The organism is Paraburkholderia sp. SIMBA_054, assembly GCF_046534875.1.
Classification (GTDB): Bacteria; Pseudomonadota; Gammaproteobacteria; order Burkholderiales; family Burkholderiaceae; genus Paraburkholderia; species Paraburkholderia hospita.
Genome location: NZ_JAWRXV010000046.1, coordinates 65,515 through 82,799, shown reverse-complemented (window position 1 = coordinate 82,799; position 17,285 = coordinate 65,515). Strand labels below are relative to the sequence as shown.

Genomic DNA, 17,285 nt, shown 5'->3' with positions numbered 1-17,285 from the left:
CAGAAGGACTACTCGATCCGCAGCCGCTTCCAGGGCAAGCCTGCCACCGTGATCGCCGTCTACCAGCAGCCGGGCGCCAACGCGCTCGATGTCTCGAAGCAGGTGCGCGCCACGCTCGCCGGGATGAAGAAGTCGTTCCCCGAGGGCATCGACTACGAAATCGCGATGGACACCACCGAGTTCACGCGCGCCTCGATCACGGACGTCGTGCACACCTTCTTCGAGGCCGTCGTGCTGGTGGTGATCGTCGTGTTCGTGTTCCTGCAGAGCCTGCGCGCCACGCTGATTCCCGTGCTGGCCGTGCCCGTGTCGATCGTCGGCACCTTCATGGGGATGGAAGCACTCGGCTTCTCGATCAACATGCTCACGCTGTTCGGCATGGTGCTCGCCATCGGTATCGTGGTCGACGATGCGATCGTCGTGATCGAGAACGTCGAGCGCAACATGACCGTGCACAAGCTCGATCCGAAGACGGCCGCCAAGCAGGCGATGGACGAAGTGGCGGGCCCCGTGGTCGCGATCGTGCTGGTGCTGTGCGCCGTGTTCGTGCCCGTCGCGTTTCTCGGCGGCATCAACGGGCAGATGTACAAGCAGTTCGCCATCACGATTGCGATTTCCGTGGTGATCTCGGGCATCGTCGCGCTGACGCTCTCGCCCGCGCTCGCGGCGCTGCTGCTCAAGCCAGGGCATCACGAGAAGAAGGGTTTCTTCCGCTGGTTCGACAACCAGTTCGCGCGCATGACGTCGGGTTACACGCGCGCCGTGCGCCTCATCATCAAGCGCTTCGTGATCGCGCTGCTGCTGTTTGTCGGCATGATCGCGCTGGCCGTCGTGATGATGCGCGACATCCCGACCGCGTTCCTGCCGCCCGAAGACCAGGGCTATCTGCTGGGCGCCGTGATCATGCCCGATGCCGCGTCGCTGGACCGCACGGGGCAGGTGTCGGACCGCGTGTCCGAGTACTTCATGAAGCAGCCGGCGGTGGGCAGTATCACGACGGTGGACGGCTTCAGCATTCTCGACAGCCAGAACAAGAACAACTCGTCGACGTTCTTTGTCGGCTTCAAGAGCTTCGAGGACCGGTATTCGTCGGCCAATATCCGCACGCAGAATGCGCGCGCCGTGCTCATCGATGCGTACAAGGCACTCTCGCAGATCCGCGAAGGCATCGTCGTGCCGCTCAATCCGCCGTCGATTCCGGGGCTGGGCACGACAGGCGGCACCGAGATGTGGATCCAGAGCAAGGGCGATGCGACGATCGCGCAGTTCGCGGCCGTCGTGGACGACTTCGTCGCGAAGGCCAGGCAGCGCCCCGAACTGACGGGCGTCACGTCGACCTTCAACGCGAACTCGCAGCAACTGCTGGTCGACGTGGACCGCGACAAGGCCGAGACGCTCGGCGTGCCCGTCCAGGACGTCTACAGCGCGATGCAGACGATGTTCGGCTCGCTGTACGTGTCGCAGTTCAACCGCTCGAGCCGGCTGTGGCAGGTGATTTTGCAGGCCGAGCCATCGTACCGGTTGAGCCCCGACGATCTGACGCAGATCTTCGTGCGCAGCTCGAACGGCAGCATGGTGCCGCTGAAATCCGTGGTGACCTCGCGCTACGTGACGGGGCCGGACCTGATCACGCGCTTCAACAACTTCCCGGCCGTGAAGATCACCGCGAACGCGGCGCCCGGCTACGCGTCGGGCCAGGTAATCACCGCGCTCGAAGAGGTGGGCGCGCAGATGCCGTCGGAGTACGGGGTGGCGTGGAGCGGCGAGGCGTTCGAGGCGAAGCAGTCGGGCGGCACCTCGGGGCTCGTGTTCGTGTTCGGTCTGGTCATGGTGTTCCTGATTCTCGCGGCACAGTATGAGAAATGGAGCCTGCCGTTCGGCGTGCTGATGGCGGTGCCGTTTGCCCTCTTTGGCGCGCTGGTGGCGATCCTGCTGCGCGGGCTGAACAACGACGTGTACTTCCAGATCGGTCTGACGATGCTGGTGGCGCTCGCGGCGAAGAACGCGATCCTGATCTTCGAGTTCGCGGTGCTCAACCGCGAGGCGGGCAAGTCGGTGTTCGACGCGACCATGACGGCGGCCGAGGAGCGGCTGCGGCCGATCGTGATGACGTCGCTGGCGTTCATCCTGGGCTGCGTGCCGCTCGCGATCGCGACGGGCGCGTCGGCCAACAGCCGGCATTCGATCGGCACGGGGGTGATCGGCGGGATGCTCGGGGCCACGGCGATTGCGGTGTTCTTTATTCCGATGTTCTTTTACGTGCTCGAGACGATGTCGGAGCGCTCGGAGAAGAAGGCGAAGAAGGCCGGGGATGTGCCGCCTTTTGCGCCGGGGTCGGGACCAGCGCCGGGCGAGCCAAAGGTGCCGCCGTCAGCGGGTGGACCCACAGTCGGCGGTGGCCCGGCGACCAACCCGTCCGCACCGCGCGAGGGTGACTGACATGCGCCGCGCCCTCGTTCTCTGCGTGCCGTGCGTCCTTGCACTGAGCGGTTGCCTGCTCGGGCCGAACTACTCGCGCCCGCCGCTCGACGTGCCCGCGACATACCGCTTCCCCGACAACTACGCGGCCGACATCGCCAACACCGAATGGTGGAAGCAGTTCGACGACCCGGTGCTCGATGAACTGATCACGACCGCGCTGGCGAACAACAACGACGTGAAGATCGCCGCCGCGCGCGTCGACCAGTTCCTCGGCCAGTTCGTGACGACGCGCGCAGCGCTGTTTCCGCAGGTCGGCGCGGGCTTCGATGCCGGGCGCCAGCGGATCTCGACGTCGTCCTCGCCGCTGTTCGCGAATGTGCAGAGCCCCGTGTTCAACACGTACACGGCGTCGCTCTCGGCATCGTGGGAAATCGACCTCTTCGGCCGCAACCGGCGTCTGACGGAATCGGCACGCGCGAGCCTGCTGTCGACGGAAGAAGCGAAGCGCGGCACGGTGCTGACGCTGGTGTCGTCGGTGGCGTCGTCGTATATCAACCTGCGCAGTCTCGACCGGCAGCTGGAGATTGCGAAGGCCACCACGGCGAGCCGTGCCGAATCCGTGCACGTGTTCGATCTGCGCTTCAAGGGCGGCGAGGTCTCGCAGATGGAGCTCGCGCAGAGCCAGTCGGAATACGAGGCATCGCGCGCCGTGATTCCGCAGATCGAGGCGCAGATCGCGCAGCAGGAAGACGCGCTCTCGGTGCTGCTCGGGCGCAATCCGGGCGATATCCTGCGCGGGCGCGCGCTGGCCGAACTTGCGGCGCCTGCCGTGCCGGCCGGGTTGCCGTCGGATCTGCTGGAGCGCCGCCCCGATCTGCGTCAGGCCGAGCAGGATCTCGTCGCGGCGAATGCGCAGATTGGCGCGGCGAAAGCGCTGTATTTCCCGCAGATTTCGCTGACAGGGCTGCTGGGTACGCAAAGCGGGCAGTTCTCGAAGCTCTTTACGGGGCCGTCGCGCGTGTGGTCGTTTGCGGGTTCGATCGCGCAACCGGTCTTCGAAGGCGGCGCGATCGTCGGACAGGTGAAGCAGGCCGAAGCGGTGCAGCAGCAGGCGCTGTACTCATACCGCAAGGCGATCCAGGTCGCGTTCCAGGAAGTCGACGACGCGCTGATCTCGTCGCAGAAGGTGCGTGAACAGTTCGATGTGCAGGTACGGCAGGTCCAGGCGCTGGCGACGTACGCGCATCTTGCGCGGCTGCGGTATGAAGGTGGCTACACCAGCTATATCGAAGTGCTCGATGCCGAGCGCAGTCTCTTCAACGCGCAACTGAACCAGACGCAGACCCAGGCGGGTGTGCTGGTGTCGTACGTGAACCTGTACAAGGCGATGGGCGGCGGCTGGGTCATCACGGCCGAAGGCCTGACCACCCAGGCAGCGCAGCATAGCGGCGATGCGGCCGCGCAGAGCGCGAAATGAGCGACTTCGCCCTCCCCTTCAAACGGCTCACGCGCAACATGAGGCGACCGTCATGAGCCGTCCGCCCGAGCTACCTGAGGCCGTCGCCGTGCCGCCCAAGCGCTGGCGCATTCAGTGGATCTGGCTTGTGCCCATCGTGGCCGTGCTGGTCGGCATCTGGCTGGCGGTGCAGGCGGTGCTGTCGCAAGGTCCGACGATCACGATCAGCTTCAGGACGGGCGAAGGACTCGAAGCGGGCAAGACCAAGATCAAGTTCAAGGACGTCGACATCGGCGTCGTGAAGAAAGTCGCGCTGTCAAAAGACTATAAAAACGTCATCGCGACCGCCGAACTCACACGCGACGCCACCGACATGCTCGTCGACGACACGCGCTTCTGGGTCGTGAGGCCGCGCATCGCGGGCGGCACCGTGTCGGGCATCGGCACGCTGCTGTCGGGCGCGTTCATCGGCATGGACATTGGCCACGCGAAACAGGAGCGGCGCGACTACTCAGGGCTCGAGGTTCCGCCCGTGTTCGCGAGCGACGTGCCGGGGCGCGAGTTCGTGCTGAAAGCGGCCGACCTGGGTTCGGTCGATGTCGGCACGCCTGTCTATTTCAGGCGCCTGCAGGTCGGACAGGTGACGTCGTTCGATCTCGACAAGGACGGCGGCGGCGTCACGCTGCACGTGTTCATCAACGCGCCGTACGACCGCTACGTGAACAGCGATTCACGCTTCTGGCAGGCGGGCGGCATCGACGTGACGCTCGGCACGGAAGGCGTGCAGATCAATACGCAGTCGGTGGTGTCGATCCTCGTCGGCGGCCTCGCGTTCGAGACGCCAACCGCGTCGCTTGACCGCCCCGAAGCGCCCGTGAAAGCGCTGTTCCCGCTCTTCGCCACGCGCGCCGATGCGATGAAGCAGCACGAGCGGCTCGTCGAGACCTACGTGTTCAACTTCCAGGGTTCGGTGCGTGGCCTCGTGGTGGGCGCGCCCGTCGATTTTCGCGGCATCACGGTCGGCGAGGTGTCGGCGATCTACACGCGCTTCGATCCCGCTACGAGGCAGATCAGCATTCCCGTCGAGGTCAAGTTCTATCCGGAGCGCTTCACGTCGCGTTATGCGTCGGAGCCGAGAGGCGGCCGTCTCGGGGACAACCCGAGAGCGCTGGCCGATTTCCTCGTCGAACGCGGTTTGCGCGGGCAACTCAAGACGGGCAGCCTGATCACGGGCCAACTGTATATCGCGCTCGACTTTTTCCCGAACGCGCCGAAAGCCTATGTCGACTGGAACCGCACGCCACCCGAACTGCCGACCACGCCGAGCGGCCTGCAATCGCTGCAGGAGTCGCTCAACCGGATCGTGGCGCGTCTCGACAGCTTGCCGCTCGAACAGATCGGCAAGAACGCGCAACAGACGCTCGCCAGCACCGCGCAGCTGATGCGCGATCTCAACATGCAAGTGGTGCCGCAGGCCAAGGGCGCACTGACGGCAGCGCAGGCGACGCTCGATTCCGCGAACACTGCGCTACAGCCCGATTCGGCATTGCAGCAGGACACGAGCGATGCGGTTCGCGAGCTGGCGCGCACGGCCGCGTCGTTCCGCGCGCTGTCGGACTATTTGCAGCGACATCCCGAAGCGCTGCTGCGCGGCAAAGCCGAGGACGCGAAATGAAGTCGCGCGAGAGCCGGTTGCTCTCGCGCGGCGAGTGCGTGCGCTACGCGATGCGTCGATAGCCTTTAGAACTTCTCCCGCACATAACGGACGGGCCGATCGGTCGGGCGATATCCTTCCGCCTTTTTCCGCTTTGGCAGCTTGACCTTCGGGCGCGGCATCGTCTTGTACGGAATGCTGTCGAGCAGATGCGTAATCAGGTTCAGACGCGCGCGTTTCTTGTCGTCGGAGCGCACCACGTGCCACGGCGTCTGGTCGGTATCGGTTGCCGCGAACATGTCGTCCCGCGCGCGCGAGTAGTCATACCAGCGGCTATATGACAACAGATCCATCGGCGACAGTTTCCAGATCTTGCGCTCGTCGGTAATGCGCGCTTCGAGACGGCGTGTCTGCTCTTCCTCGCTGACTTCGAGCCAGTACTTCAGGAGAATGATGCCCGACTGAATGATGGCGTGCTCGATCAGCGGGACGGCCTTGAAAAAATTCTGCACCTGCTCGTCCGTGCAGAATCCCATCACCCGTTCGACGCCCGCGCGGTTATACCAGCTTCTGTCGAACAGAATGATCTCGCCCGCAGCAGGCAGATGCGGAAGATAGCGCTGGATGTACATCTGCGATTTCTCGCGGTCCGTCGGCGCCGGCAGCGCGACGACGCGGAAGATGCGTGGGCTGACGCGTTCTGTGATTGCCTTGATCGTGCCGCCCTTGCCTGCCCCGTCGCGTCCCTCGAAGATCACGCAGACCTTCGCGCCCGTTTGCACGACCCATTCCTGCAGCTTCACCAGTTCGATATGAAGCGACTTGAGTTCTTTTTCATACTCTTTGTTCTTCATTTGTCCCGGCGCTTTGGTACGTTCACGCGCGCCCTTCGACTGTCCGCTGCGTACGCTGTCCTTTTCGTTCTTCAATTCAGGCATCGCTCGTCTCCTGTGACCGTCGTGTCGGTTCGGCTAGCGGCCCATGCCGCGCATGGACCGCGCCGGTTTCAGGACTCGTCCCGCGTGGGCACGACCTGGACCGTCAGCGTGCGGCTTTTCCAGAACATGTTATGAACGCGCGGCTGCAGACTCTGCAACACATGCGCGCCGATGTCATTGAACTCGAGCACGACAGCGGGACGTTCGCCCGTTCCTTCGACGCGCCGGATCGAATCGAACGGCGGAAACCCGTAGTGACACAGGAACGTTTTGATTTCCTCGTCGGTCGTGTTGTCTTCGATATTGGCAACCCAAAGCTCAGCCATAACGACGTTCTCCTCATCGAAAGTCAGCCCATCGAACAAAGCGCACAAGGTTGAAAAAGCCGGCGACAACTTCTGCGGGTCCTTCAAAAGCAGTTCGGTGCATGCGAACAGTTTATGACTTTCCACGCGCGTTGTCGGGTTTCCGCAAGCCTCTCAACGATACGAAATACACAACGCCGAAGCGGATCGCATTGAAAACTGCAACGGCACCCATCAAGGCGATGATGCCGGTTTCGCGCTTTCCGGCCTTTGCGCTTCGTCAGGGGCTTGCGCCCGCTCGTCCTCCTTCTTTGCCTCGCGCGCCTTTTGCTCGGCCTTGCGTTGCGCGTCCTGCATCGGCTTCAAGGCGGACGGCTGCGCGACGGCCTGCTGCAACGGCGCCAGAGAAACGGAAACGCATGCGGCTGCGGCCAATGAAACCACATAGCCCTTCATCATTTGATTCCTCCGCTTCGCCAAAGGCCGCGACATCCTTTCGATCTTAAAGAGCACGCATGGCGGCGTCGATCTGCAATCCACCCGGCGGCAGATCGGAGCGTCGAAAGCGAACCAGCGCGAAGGCGCGCATCTGCGGCGTGACGCCGGGAACACGAACGAAGTGAAACTCGATATCGCTGCCCCCTTTCGTCTCGCCTTCCTGAACCACGTTCATCATATCGATGCGGATATGCCGGTTTTTGATGTAGACGTAATCCGCCGGCTTGCCGAACACCTCGCAAATGCCTTCGAGTTCGTGTTCGATGATATCGGTCGGCACTCTGAGCGCGGCGAGGCTCTCGGCGTTCTGCGCGATCTGCGTCTGCACATGCGCGAGTTCGCTCGCTTCGACAGCGGCGCCGCCGCCCGCGACGGAAGCCAACCCCGCGCCGCCGCGATGCAGCAGCGCAACGCGCTCCTGCATCAGCTCGCGCCCGCGCGCGAGCCGCGTGGCGCGGGTGGCCGCCAGCATCGACAGTCCTTCGAGCGCCAGCTGATCGATCAGTCTGCGCCCGATTTCTTCGCGAAGCGACGTTTCCGTGCGCCCGCAGACCCTCACGCGGTAGTCGCTGAAACTCAGCGTGGTTTGCGCGACGTCGTGATGCAGCGTGTCGCCGTCCAGCGCGACGCCCAACACGTGCCGCTCGGTCAGCGCCATGCCGAGCGTGCCATGCACATCGACGGCGTCGGGATTCGATTCGAAGAAAGCGCGCACCTCTTGCGAGCGGCCGAAGGTATCGGCGATATCGTCGGGGGTCGCGAAGAATGCGCGCAGGCTCGGATTGCCGGCCCACGCGTCGGCGTTCGCATCGAGCGTGGCGGGGAGCGAAGCCATCAGTTCGTCCGCATAGTCGAGCGTGACGGCAATGGGTTCTTTGAGCCGATGCCGATAACGGCTCGCGACGGCGATCCGCGGATGAATGGCGAGAATGCGCCCGATCGCCTCGTCGATGCGCGCGGCAGCCATCGGCGGCACGGATGAGGAATCGCGATGAAACAGCCGGCTCAGCAAGCCCATTGCCGCTATCTCCGGGAAATGAGGCACAGGTCAAACATCGTTGATCGCGAATCAGCATACCGCATGAAAAATCCGCTGCGTGAGCGCGTCGCGCCTGACGCGGCGAACGGACGCGGGGACGCAGCGCCGTAATGCGACCGCCAGCCGTGCGCAATCCGCCTGAAAACATCGAGGCGAGCGAACAGCGGCGCCAGTTCCTCCACCTCGACCCTGCTCTCCTCCGACAAAAGCAAATGCGCCCGGACCAAGTCTGCACGCGGGTTTGCGATAGGCCGATTCAATTTGCATCACGTACGCCGCCGTCCTGTAATCAGATGCACGGCAATGCCATCTGTCGACATCAATCCTTCACAGTCGACAGCGAACGGCTGGACCGGCCATCACCCGACAATCCGAACACCAACGACCGTGAGGCTATCGTGAGAACCATCCCAACGTGGATTGCCCTGCTTGCCACCTTCGTGACGATCAACGCTCACGCCGCCGATATCACGGGCGCGGGCAGCACCTTCGCCGCGCCGATCTACACGGCATGGGCGGACGGCTACAAGAAATCCGGCGGCGGCAGCGTTCATTATCGAGGCGTGGGATCGACGGAAGGCGTCAAGCAGATACTCGCGAAGCAGGTGGACTTCGCCGGCTCCGATGCGCCGCTGACCGAGAGCGAACTGAGCAGGAGCGGTCTCGTCCAGTTTCCGACCGTGATAGGCGGCGTCGTGCCCGTCGTCAATATTCCGGGCATCAAGCCCGGTGAATTGACGCTGTCGGGCCAGGTGCTCGGCGACATCTATCTCGGCAAGATCACGAACTGGAACGACCCGGCCATCGTCGCGCTGAATCCGAAAACGACGCTGCCCGATCTCGCCATCGCCGTGATTCGCCGCGCCGACGGCTCCGGCACGACGCTCATCTGGACGCACTATCTGTCGCAGGTCAGCCCCGAATGGAAGGCAAAGGTCGGCGAAGGCACGTCCGTTCGCTGGCCGCGCGGCATTGGCGGCAAGGGCAACGAAGGCATCGCCACTTATGTGCGCTATCTGCCCGGCTCGATCGGCTATGTCGCGTGGGACTTCACGAAGCAGAACCATATTGCGTACACGGCGATGAAAAACGCGTCGGGCGCGGCGGTACAGCCAGGACCCGAGGCGTTCAACGCGGCCGCGCTCGGCGCGGACTGGTCGACGTCGCTCGTCAGCATTCTCACGAACGAGCCGGGCAAGGACGCATGGCCCGTGATGGGCGCGACCTTCGCACTGATACCCGTGACGCAGGACAAGCCCGATCACACGAAGGAAGCACTCAACTTTTTCGAATGGGCGTTTGCGAATGGACATCGCACGGCGCAGGAACTCGACTACATTCCGTTGCCCGCGCCCGTCATCGAGGAAATCCGCACGCAGTTGCATACGCGCGTAAAGGATGCGTTGGGCAAGCCTGTCGCTGCTCAGTAGTGAGCGTGGGCGCGAAAGCATGATGCGCAACGCGTCGATCGAATGCACGCAGCATGGCTTTTTATGCCGCGAGGCTAAGCCGAATCTCGTCGCGCAATCTTCATAAAAAAGCGCTTGCTGCACTGCGCAACGTCGTCTATACCAATAGAGCTTCGATCTTGAAGTACCGCATCAAGCGGTCGATAAGCGACTTCTGCGTGTCACACATCTGACCGGTTGCGATGGGCATCATCGCGGCTGCGCTATTCGTACGGGGGACTATTCAATGGCGAACGATATCGTTCAACTGCGCAATTACAACGTCAAGAAAGGCGAAAGCTCCATTTCCGGTCTGTCTTCAGGCGCATTCATGACGGTGCAACTGCACCTCGCGCATTCCGCGAGCTTTGCGGGTGTCGGCGTGATTGCGGGCGGACCGTTTCGCTGCTCCGAGTCATTTCGCGGCGCAGCGCCGCTGGCCGAGGACGCCAATGTTCAAAGCGCCGAATACATCTGCATGAGCCCGCTCACGCCGCAGACGGGACCGAGCGCGCCGCGCCTTGCGCAACTCGCGCACGACACCGCGCAGGCGGGTGCAATCGATCCGCTGTCGAATCTCAAAGGCGACCGCGTCTATCTGTTCACGGGGTCGCGCGATACCGTCGTGTATTCCGAGGTCGTGAAGTGCACGCATCGTTTCTACGAGTTGCTCGGCGTCGCGTCCGACGACATCCTGTTCGACGACACGGTGCCCGCCGGCCATTCGATCGTCACCGACAATCCAGAAGACTCGTTACTCGATACCAACCAGCCGCCCTATATCAACCAGGGCGGTTTCATGCAGTCGCATCGAATCCTGCATCACATCTACGACGGCCTGAAGGCGCCCGCGCCACAAACGAGCGGCCGTCTGCTGCGCTTCGATCAAACCGAGTTCTTCGGCGGCGAAGCGCGCGCGAGCATGGGCGAGTTCGGCTATGCGTACGTGCCGCGCTCCGTCGAAGAAGGCGCGCCGGCACGCGTGCACGTCGTGCTGCACGGCTGCAAGCAGGGTTACAGCTACGTGAACTACGTATTCGGACGCGCCGACGTGACGAACCAGGCGCCCTACGGCAACCGCTACATCATGACGACGGGCTACAACGAACTCGCCGACAGCAACGACATCATCGCGCTGTATCCGCAGGCGACGGGCGCCGACGGCGGTGGACTGCAAAACCCGGACGGCTGCTGGGATTGGTGGGGCTATACGAGCGACGACCCCGAACAGCCCGACTACTATTCGCGCAATGCAATCCAGATCAAGGCGCTGCACAGCATGCTGAGCCGGCTTGGCGGCTGACCCTTCCTCTTACCTGACGAGCCTGCCATGAACGAAATGACCCTCATGCCCGCGCCTGCGGAGCAAACGGCTGCATCGAGAGCCACGGCTGTCGCAACGGGTGCCGTGACCGCCGCGGAAGCGGTGCAGAAAACCGCGCCGGCCGCACGCGCCGCCGCCGTCCAGGACACGCTGAAGATGCCCGTGCTGTTGAGCGGGTGGGCCGCCCGTTCGGCGACCAACAGCATCGACACCGCGCGGCTGCTCGCCTTCGGCATGGACCTGCACACCTGGGGCGAACTGGTCCAGATGCAGCAAGCCGTCGTCGAGCGTCTGACGCTGCAACAGCAAGCCTGGATGCAAGGCTGGGCCGCATGGAACCGCGAGCGCGCCGAGATTCGCGGCGCCAACACGGTGACGAAACTGGTCGAGCAGGAGTTCAACCTGGTCGCGCAGATCGGGCAACTGCTGATCGATCAGACCACGAACCTGATCGCGCTTCAGGAAAACATCGAGGTGTCGTACGCGTACTGGCTCAATCAGAAGCTAGGCGCGCTGTCTTCGACACCCGGCGTCCAGACGCCCGTCGCCGCTGTCGCACGCACGTAATCGCCGAACTCGCGAGGGCGCCGCCCGAGCGCGCGAAGCACGCCGTCCTGCACGGAAGCGTTGCGCCCGTCGAGCACTTCCGTGAACAGATAGCGGATCAGGCCGATCATGTCGGGCGGCAGTTGCGCAGCTTCGAGCGCGGCGACGTATTCGGGCATCGTCACGCGCGTGAAGCGGATCGGCCGTCTTGTGGCGCTGGCGATCTCTGCGACGGCATCGGCGAAGGTCCACAGGCGCGAGCCCGTCAACTCGTAGAGCTGGCCCGCGTGGCCGTCGTCGGAGAGCGCGGCGACGGCTACGTCGGCGATATCGTCGGCATCGACAAACGGCTCGCCGATGTCGCCGACGGGCAGCACCAGTTCGCCCGCGAGTACCGGCTCCAGAAAGTGCGCTTCGCTGAAGTTCTGCGCGAACCAGCTTGCGCGCAGCAACGTCCATTCGACGCCCGACTCGCGCACGATCTCTTCGCAGCGTTGCGCTTCCGTCTCGCCGCGTCCCGACAGCAGCACGAGGCGGCGTACGCCGCTTTGCACGGCGAGATGGGTGAACGCCTGGATATCGTCGGCGGCGCCGTCGACGGCAAGGTCCGGAAAGTAGCTGATGTAGACGGCCTTCACGCCTTTCAGCGACGGCGCCCAGGTCGCCCGATCCATCCAGTCGAAAGGCGGCGTGCCCGAGCGCGAGCCGTGCCGTACGTTGGCGCCGCGCGCCGTGAGCCGTTCCGCCACGCGGCGGCCTGTCTTGCCCGTGCTGCCCAGCACGAGAATCGCGTCTGCTTTCATGGATCACCTCCGTCTGAAGGCCGCAGCGTGCGGCGACCGTGAATCCAGAATAGCGACGCGCTTCTGGACGGACAATGATCCGATATCCGCCATTCTTGATCATTCGTCCAGACGCTTGGACGGACATCCTCTGCCGCCTACACTGCCTGCATGAACGAACTGCCCGAATCCGGTGATCCGCTCGGCGAAGCGCTGCACTTTCTGCGCATGAGCGGCACCTTCTATTGCCGCTCGGAGTTCACGGCGCCCTGGGCGCTCGAACTGCCGCCGTTCGAGCGCTCGATGATGTTCCATGTGGTGACGTCGGGCGAATGTCTGCTCGAAGTGGGCGGCGCCGAGCGTTGCGTGCTGCGCCCCGGCGATCTCGCGCTCGTGCCGCACGGCGCGGGGCATCGGTTGATGAGCGCAGCGGGCGTCCCTGCCGGCAAGCTGTTCGATCTGCCGCGCGAAGCCGTCAGCAACCGCTACGAAATTCTTCGTCATGGCGAAGGCGGCGCGCCGACCACGATGATCTGCGCGCTCGTGCGCTTCGATCACCCTGCCGCGCAACGGCTGATCGGCCTGCTGCCGGCGCTGATTCGCGTCGACACCTGGCAGTCGCCTGAAATGGAATGGATACAGAGCACGTTGCGTTTCATCGCAGCCGAAGCGCAGCAGCTGAACGCGGGCGGCGAAACGGTCATCACCCGGCTCGCCGACATCCTCGTGATTCAGGCCGTGCGCGCGTGGATCGCGCATGCGCCCGCCGCGCAGACGGGCTGGCTCGGCGCGTTGCGCGACCGGCAGATCGGCCGCGCGATCGCCATGATTCATCGCGATCCGTCGAGCAACTGGACGGTGGCGGCACTGGCCGACAGCGTCGGCATGTCGCGCTCGGCGTTTTCCGCGCGCTTCACGCAACTGGTCGGCGAACCCGCGATGCGCTATGCGGTGCGCTGGAAAATGCAGGCAGCGCTCACGCAATTGCAGGAAACGGACGCGTCGCTGCTGGAGCTTGCGCTGCGTCTCGGCTACGACTCCGATGCCGCGTTCAGCCGCGCGTTCAAGCGCATCGTCGGCGTGACGCCGGGCGCGGCGCGGCGACATGCGCGCATGCAGATCGACAACGCAGCGTTGCCGTCAATCGGCTGACACGCTCACGACTGCTTCAACGTCGTCGGACTCATCTTCGCCAGATCGATTTTGCTGGTGCCGTGTGGTGGCGTGGTTTTGTCGGCGGACTTCGTCACGTTCGCGCCCAGCCCCGTACCGTCCGATTTGCGCCGCGCCGCATGCCGCTCGATGATGCGTTGAAGCAGGCAGAACGCGCACAGCAGCGCGCCGATCACGATGCGTGTCCACCACGAACTGAGCGTGCCGTCGAAGGTAATCAGCGTCTGGATCGTGCCCAGAATACCGACGCCGAACACCGAGCCGATCACGTAGCCGACGCCGCCCGTCAACAGCGTTCCGCCGATCACGGTCGCGGCAATCGCATCGAGTTCCATGCCCTGCGCCTGCAAGCCGTAACCCGACAGCACGTACAGCGTGAACACGAAGCCGCCGAGCGCCGAGCAAAAGCCGCTCAACGCATACACGCCGATGCGCGTGCGCGCGACGGGCAAGCCCATCAGCAGCGCCGAACGTTCGTTGCCGCCGAGCGCATATACGTTGCGTCCAAGGCGCGTGAAGTGCGCGACGAAGATCGCCACGGCCAGCGTCAGCAACGCGATCAATGCGCCCGAGGTCAGCGAGCCGCCGCCGATGGGCACGCTGAAGCCCGCAATCGCGTGGAAGGTCGACTCGTTGATCGTGATCGATTGCGTGGTGATCAGAAAGCACGCGCCGCGCGCGAGGAACATGCCCGCCAGCGTGACGATGAACGGCTGCAAACGGAAGAAGTGGATCAGCGCGCCCATCGCCGCGCCGTACAGCGCGCCGAACGCGAGCACCAGCGGCGCAATGACCCACACGGGCCAGTGCAGGCGCTCCGCGCAGATCGCGCACAGAATCGTCGTCAGCGCGACGACCGAGCCGACGGACAGATCGATGCCGCCCGACACGATCACGAACGTCATGCCGATCGCGACGATCAGCAGAAACGCGTTGTCGACGAGCAGCCCGAGCAACACCTGCAACGAGAAAAAGCCCGTGTACATCACCGAGCCGAAGCCGAACAGCACGGCAAACAGCACGACGGTGACGACGATGGGCAGCGTGCGCGGATCGAGCAGACGGCCGAGCATGTTGTTCATTGGGGCGTCCCAGTAAGCGGTTTCGTCTTCATGAATGCGAATGCGCGCAGCAACTGGCGCACGAGCATCGCGCGCGCGACGCTCGACTGGATCACGCTGACAAACAGCACGACGATGGCCTTCACGACGAGCGTCGCTTCAGGCGGCACGCCGATCGAGTACGTGGTGTACGTGAGCGTCTGGATGATGAGCGCGCCGAGCACGGTGCCTGCGAGGCTGAACCGTCCGCCGAGCAGCGACGTGCCGCCGAGCGTCACGGCGAGAATCGCATCGAGTTCGAGCAGCAGACCCGCGTTGTTGCCGTCCGCACTGCGCACGTTCGAACTGGCGAGAATGCCGGCGATGGCCGCCGTCAAGCCCGAAAACACATACACGCTGAACACGATCGCGCCCGAGCGCAGACCGACCAGCCGCGTCGCGACGGGATTGACGCCGATCGCGCGGATGAAGAGGCCGAGCGCCGTGCGATTGACCAGCAGCGCCGTCGCGGCCGTCACGCCGAGCGCGATCCACACCGAGCAAGGTACGGTCGCCAGATAGCCGCCGCCGAACACCAGATAGCCCGGCGCACCGATAGGGATGATCTGCCCGCCCGTCAGCAGCTGCGCGACGCCGCGCCCCGCCACCATCAGGATCAGCGTCGCGATGATCGGCTGCATGCCGACGAACGCGACCAGCATGCCGTTCCAGATGCCCGCCAGCACGCCCACGGCGAGCGCCGCGCCGAGCGCGGTGCCGACGCGCGTCGGATCGTCGGCGAGTACGACGGCGGCCGCCGCGCCCGCAATCGCGACGATCGCGCCGACGGAAATGTCGATGCCGCGCGTCGCGATCACGAGCGTCATGCCGAGCGACACGATCACGAGCGGCGCGGCGCGATTGAGAATGTCGATGGGCGCGCCGAACAGATGTCCGTCGAGCAGCGCAATCGACAGGAAGTTCGCGCGGTGCGCGACGTCGATCGCGAACAGCGCGATCAGCGTCAACGCGGGCCACACCAGCTGATGCCTTAGCACCGCCTGAAGCTGCTTCATTCGCTTCCCCCTGCGATCAGCCGGTAGACCTGATCTTCCGATACGGCACTGCCCGTCACGTCGGCGATCTTGCGCCGGTCGCGCAGCACCGCGATGCGATGGCTCACGCGCACCACCTCGCCCACTTCGGACGAAATGAACAGGATCGCGAGACCTTTTGCGCACAGTGCGAGCACGCGGTCCATGATTTCGAACTTCGCTGCGACGTCGATGCCGCGTGTGGGTTCGTCGAGAATCAGCATCTTCGGTTCGGTGGCGAGCCAGCGCGCGAGCACCACCTTTTGCTGATTGCCGCCCGACAGCAGGCCGATCGGCTGCTCGGCGTCGTGCGCCTTGATGCCGAGCCGCTCGATATACGTGTCGGCGATTTCGCGCTGCTTCTTGCGGCCGATCATGCGCAGCCACCCGCGCTGCGCCTGTAGCGCGAGGATGATGTTCTCGCGGATCGACAGCGCGGCGACGATGCCCTCCTTCTTGCGGTCTTCCGGGCAATAGCCGATGCCGTGCCGCACCGCATCGTGCGGCGAGCTGAGCTTCACGTTCTTGCCGTCGACGCTGATCGTGCCCGCGTCCGCCTTGTCGACGCCGAACACCAACCGCGCCGTTTCGGTCCGGCCCGAACCGAGCAATCCCGCGAGCCCGAGTATTTGCCCAGGCTGCACATCGAGATCGATGGGATTCATCACGCCGCGCCGCGCGACGCCTTGCATCGACAGAAACGGCGCCGCGCCCGCGCGCTGCTGCGGCGTATCGGGCGCACCGCCTTTCAGGCGTTCCGTCATCCGGTTATGGCCGACCATCTTCGCGACGAGCTGTTCGACTGGCAGATCTTTCGCGAGATATTCGCCCTCGCGCTCGCCGTTGCGCATCACGGTGATGCGGTCGGAAATCGCATACGTCTGTTCGAGAAAGTGCGTGACGAACAGGATCGCGATGCCCGCCTGCCGGATATTGCGCAGCACGTCGAAGAGCCGCGCGACTTCGCCGTCGTCGAGACTCGAGGTCGGTTCGTCGAGAATCAGCACGCGCGCCTTGACCGACATCGCGCGCGCAATCGCGACCATCTGCTGCACGGCGATCGGATATGCATCGAGCGACTTCGTGACGTCGAGCGACACGTTCAGTTCGGCAAGCGCCTCCTCGGCGCGCAGGTGGATCGCTTTCCAGTCGATCGCGCCGCGCCGCTTCGGTTGCCGGCCCGCAAAGATGTTCTCCGCCACGGAGAGATTCGGGCAGAGATTGATTTCCTGATACAGCGTCTGGATGCCCGCGGCTTCGGCTTCGAGCGGCGTCGCGAAACGCACGGTTTCGCCCGCGAGGCGGATTTCGCCCGCGTCCTGCTCGTGCACGCCTGTGAGCACATTGATGAGCGTGGATTTGCCCGCGCCGTTCTGGCCCATCAACGAATGGATTTCTCCGGGGAACAGCCGGAAGTCGACGCCCGACAACGCCTTCACGCCGGGAAACGTCTTGCTGATGCCGATGGTTTCGAAAAGCGGTTGTGCGGCCATATGAATGTCGCAAGCAGCGTGAGGCGGTGACGTTTCATGAAAATCCGGCGCGCCTGGATGCAAAGCGCGCCGGA

At 64.2% G+C, this 17,285-nt stretch carries 15 protein-coding genes; 7 read left to right on the top strand and 8 right to left on the bottom strand.

What is annotated here, in order from left to right; translation table 11 throughout:
* The 3 genes from SB822_RS39170 to SB822_RS39160 all read left to right on the top strand — a co-directional run.
* Positions 1–2,439, top strand: a 2,439-nt coding sequence (locus SB822_RS39170) for an efflux RND transporter permease subunit (RefSeq protein ID WP_410857153.1), incomplete at its 5' end; no start/stop codon positions are given.
* A gap of 1 nt (position 2,440) precedes the next feature.
* Positions 2,441–3,898: an efflux transporter outer membrane subunit gene (locus tag SB822_RS39165; RefSeq protein ID WP_410857152.1), complete on the top strand. Its 1,458-nt coding sequence runs from the start codon at positions 2,441–2,443 to the stop codon at positions 3,896–3,898.
* A gap of 52 nt (positions 3,899–3,950) precedes the next feature.
* On the top strand, positions 3,951–5,552 hold the full coding sequence (locus SB822_RS39160) for an intermembrane transport protein PqiB (RefSeq protein ID WP_410857151.1): 1,602 nt from the start codon (positions 3,951–3,953) through the stop codon (positions 5,550–5,552).
* A gap of 65 nt (positions 5,553–5,617) precedes the next feature.
* Here SB822_RS39160 and ppk2 read toward each other — a convergent pair whose 3' ends face one another.
* From ppk2 to SB822_RS39140, 4 genes are all read right to left on the bottom strand, one after another.
* Positions 5,618–6,469 carry a polyphosphate kinase 2 gene (gene ppk2, locus SB822_RS39155; RefSeq protein ID WP_007589851.1) on the bottom strand — a complete coding sequence of 284 codons (852 nt, stop codon included), beginning with the start codon at positions 6,467–6,469 and terminating at the stop codon, positions 5,618–5,620.
* Between the two features lie 68 nt (positions 6,470–6,537).
* The gene (locus SB822_RS39150; RefSeq protein WP_007739037.1) at positions 6,538–6,795 is read right to left on the bottom strand and encodes an RNA-binding protein; all 258 of its coding nucleotides are present in this window, start codon (positions 6,793–6,795) and stop codon (positions 6,538–6,540) included.
* A gap of 213 nt (positions 6,796–7,008) precedes the next feature.
* Positions 7,009–7,233 (bottom strand): hypothetical protein, encoded by a 225-nt coding sequence (locus SB822_RS39145; protein ID WP_007589847.1) that lies wholly within the window; start codon positions 7,231–7,233, stop codon positions 7,009–7,011.
* Between the two features lie 43 nt (positions 7,234–7,276).
* Positions 7,277–8,290: a hypothetical protein gene (locus SB822_RS39140; RefSeq protein ID WP_410857150.1), complete on the bottom strand. Its 1,014-nt coding sequence runs from the start codon at positions 8,288–8,290 to the stop codon at positions 7,277–7,279.
* 419 nt (positions 8,291–8,709) lie between these two features.
* On the opposite strand from SB822_RS39140, the gene pstS reads away from it, so the two are divergent.
* The 3 genes from pstS (at position 8,710) to SB822_RS39125 (ending at position 11,650) form a co-directional block, all read left to right on the top strand.
* Entirely contained in the window at positions 8,710–9,741 is a 1,032-nt protein-coding gene (gene pstS, locus SB822_RS39135) for a phosphate ABC transporter substrate-binding protein PstS (RefSeq protein ID WP_410857149.1), read from the top strand.
* Positions 9,742–10,006: 265 nt separating this feature from the next.
* Positions 10,007–11,062: a poly(3-hydroxybutyrate) depolymerase gene (locus SB822_RS39130; RefSeq protein WP_410857148.1), complete on the top strand. Its 1,056-nt coding sequence runs from the start codon at positions 10,007–10,009 to the stop codon at positions 11,060–11,062.
* Positions 11,063–11,089: 27 nt separating this feature from the next.
* The gene (locus tag SB822_RS39125) at positions 11,090–11,650 is read left to right on the top strand and encodes a hypothetical protein (RefSeq protein WP_007589836.1); all 561 of its coding nucleotides are present in this window, start codon (positions 11,090–11,092) and stop codon (positions 11,648–11,650) included.
* On the opposite strand, the gene SB822_RS39120 is transcribed toward SB822_RS39125, so the two are convergent.
* Positions 11,581–12,432: an NAD(P)H-binding protein gene (locus tag SB822_RS39120; protein WP_410857147.1), complete on the bottom strand. Its 852-nt coding sequence runs from the start codon at positions 12,430–12,432 to the stop codon at positions 11,581–11,583. The two genes, SB822_RS39125 and SB822_RS39120, sit on opposite strands and share 70 nt — an antisense overlap.
* Positions 12,433–12,582: 150 nt before the next feature.
* On the opposite strand from SB822_RS39120, the gene SB822_RS39115 reads away from it, so the two are divergent.
* Positions 12,583–13,563, top strand: coding sequence for an AraC family transcriptional regulator (locus SB822_RS39115; RefSeq protein WP_410857146.1), 981 nt, complete (start codon positions 12,583–12,585; stop codon positions 13,561–13,563).
* Between the two features lie 5 nt (positions 13,564–13,568).
* Here SB822_RS39115 and yjfF read toward each other — a convergent pair whose 3' ends face one another.
* Genes yjfF through SB822_RS39100 form a run of 3 tightly spaced genes read right to left on the bottom strand, consistent with a single transcriptional unit; the run spans position 13,569 to position 17,211 of the window.
* The gene (gene yjfF / locus SB822_RS39110) at positions 13,569–14,666 is read right to left on the bottom strand and encodes a galactofuranose ABC transporter, permease protein YjfF (protein ID WP_410857145.1); all 1,098 of its coding nucleotides are present in this window, start codon (positions 14,664–14,666) and stop codon (positions 13,569–13,571) included.
* On the bottom strand, positions 14,663–15,700 hold the full coding sequence (locus SB822_RS39105; RefSeq protein ID WP_410857144.1) for an ABC transporter permease: 1,038 nt from the start codon (positions 15,698–15,700) through the stop codon (positions 14,663–14,665). The genes yjfF and SB822_RS39105 overlap by 4 nt, the downstream gene beginning before the upstream one ends.
* Positions 15,697–17,211, bottom strand: coding sequence for a sugar ABC transporter ATP-binding protein (locus SB822_RS39100; protein ID WP_007589826.1), 1,515 nt, complete (start codon positions 17,209–17,211; stop codon positions 15,697–15,699). Before SB822_RS39100 ends, SB822_RS39105 begins: the two co-directional genes overlap by 4 nt.
* Between the last annotated feature and the right edge of the window lie 74 nt (positions 17,212–17,285).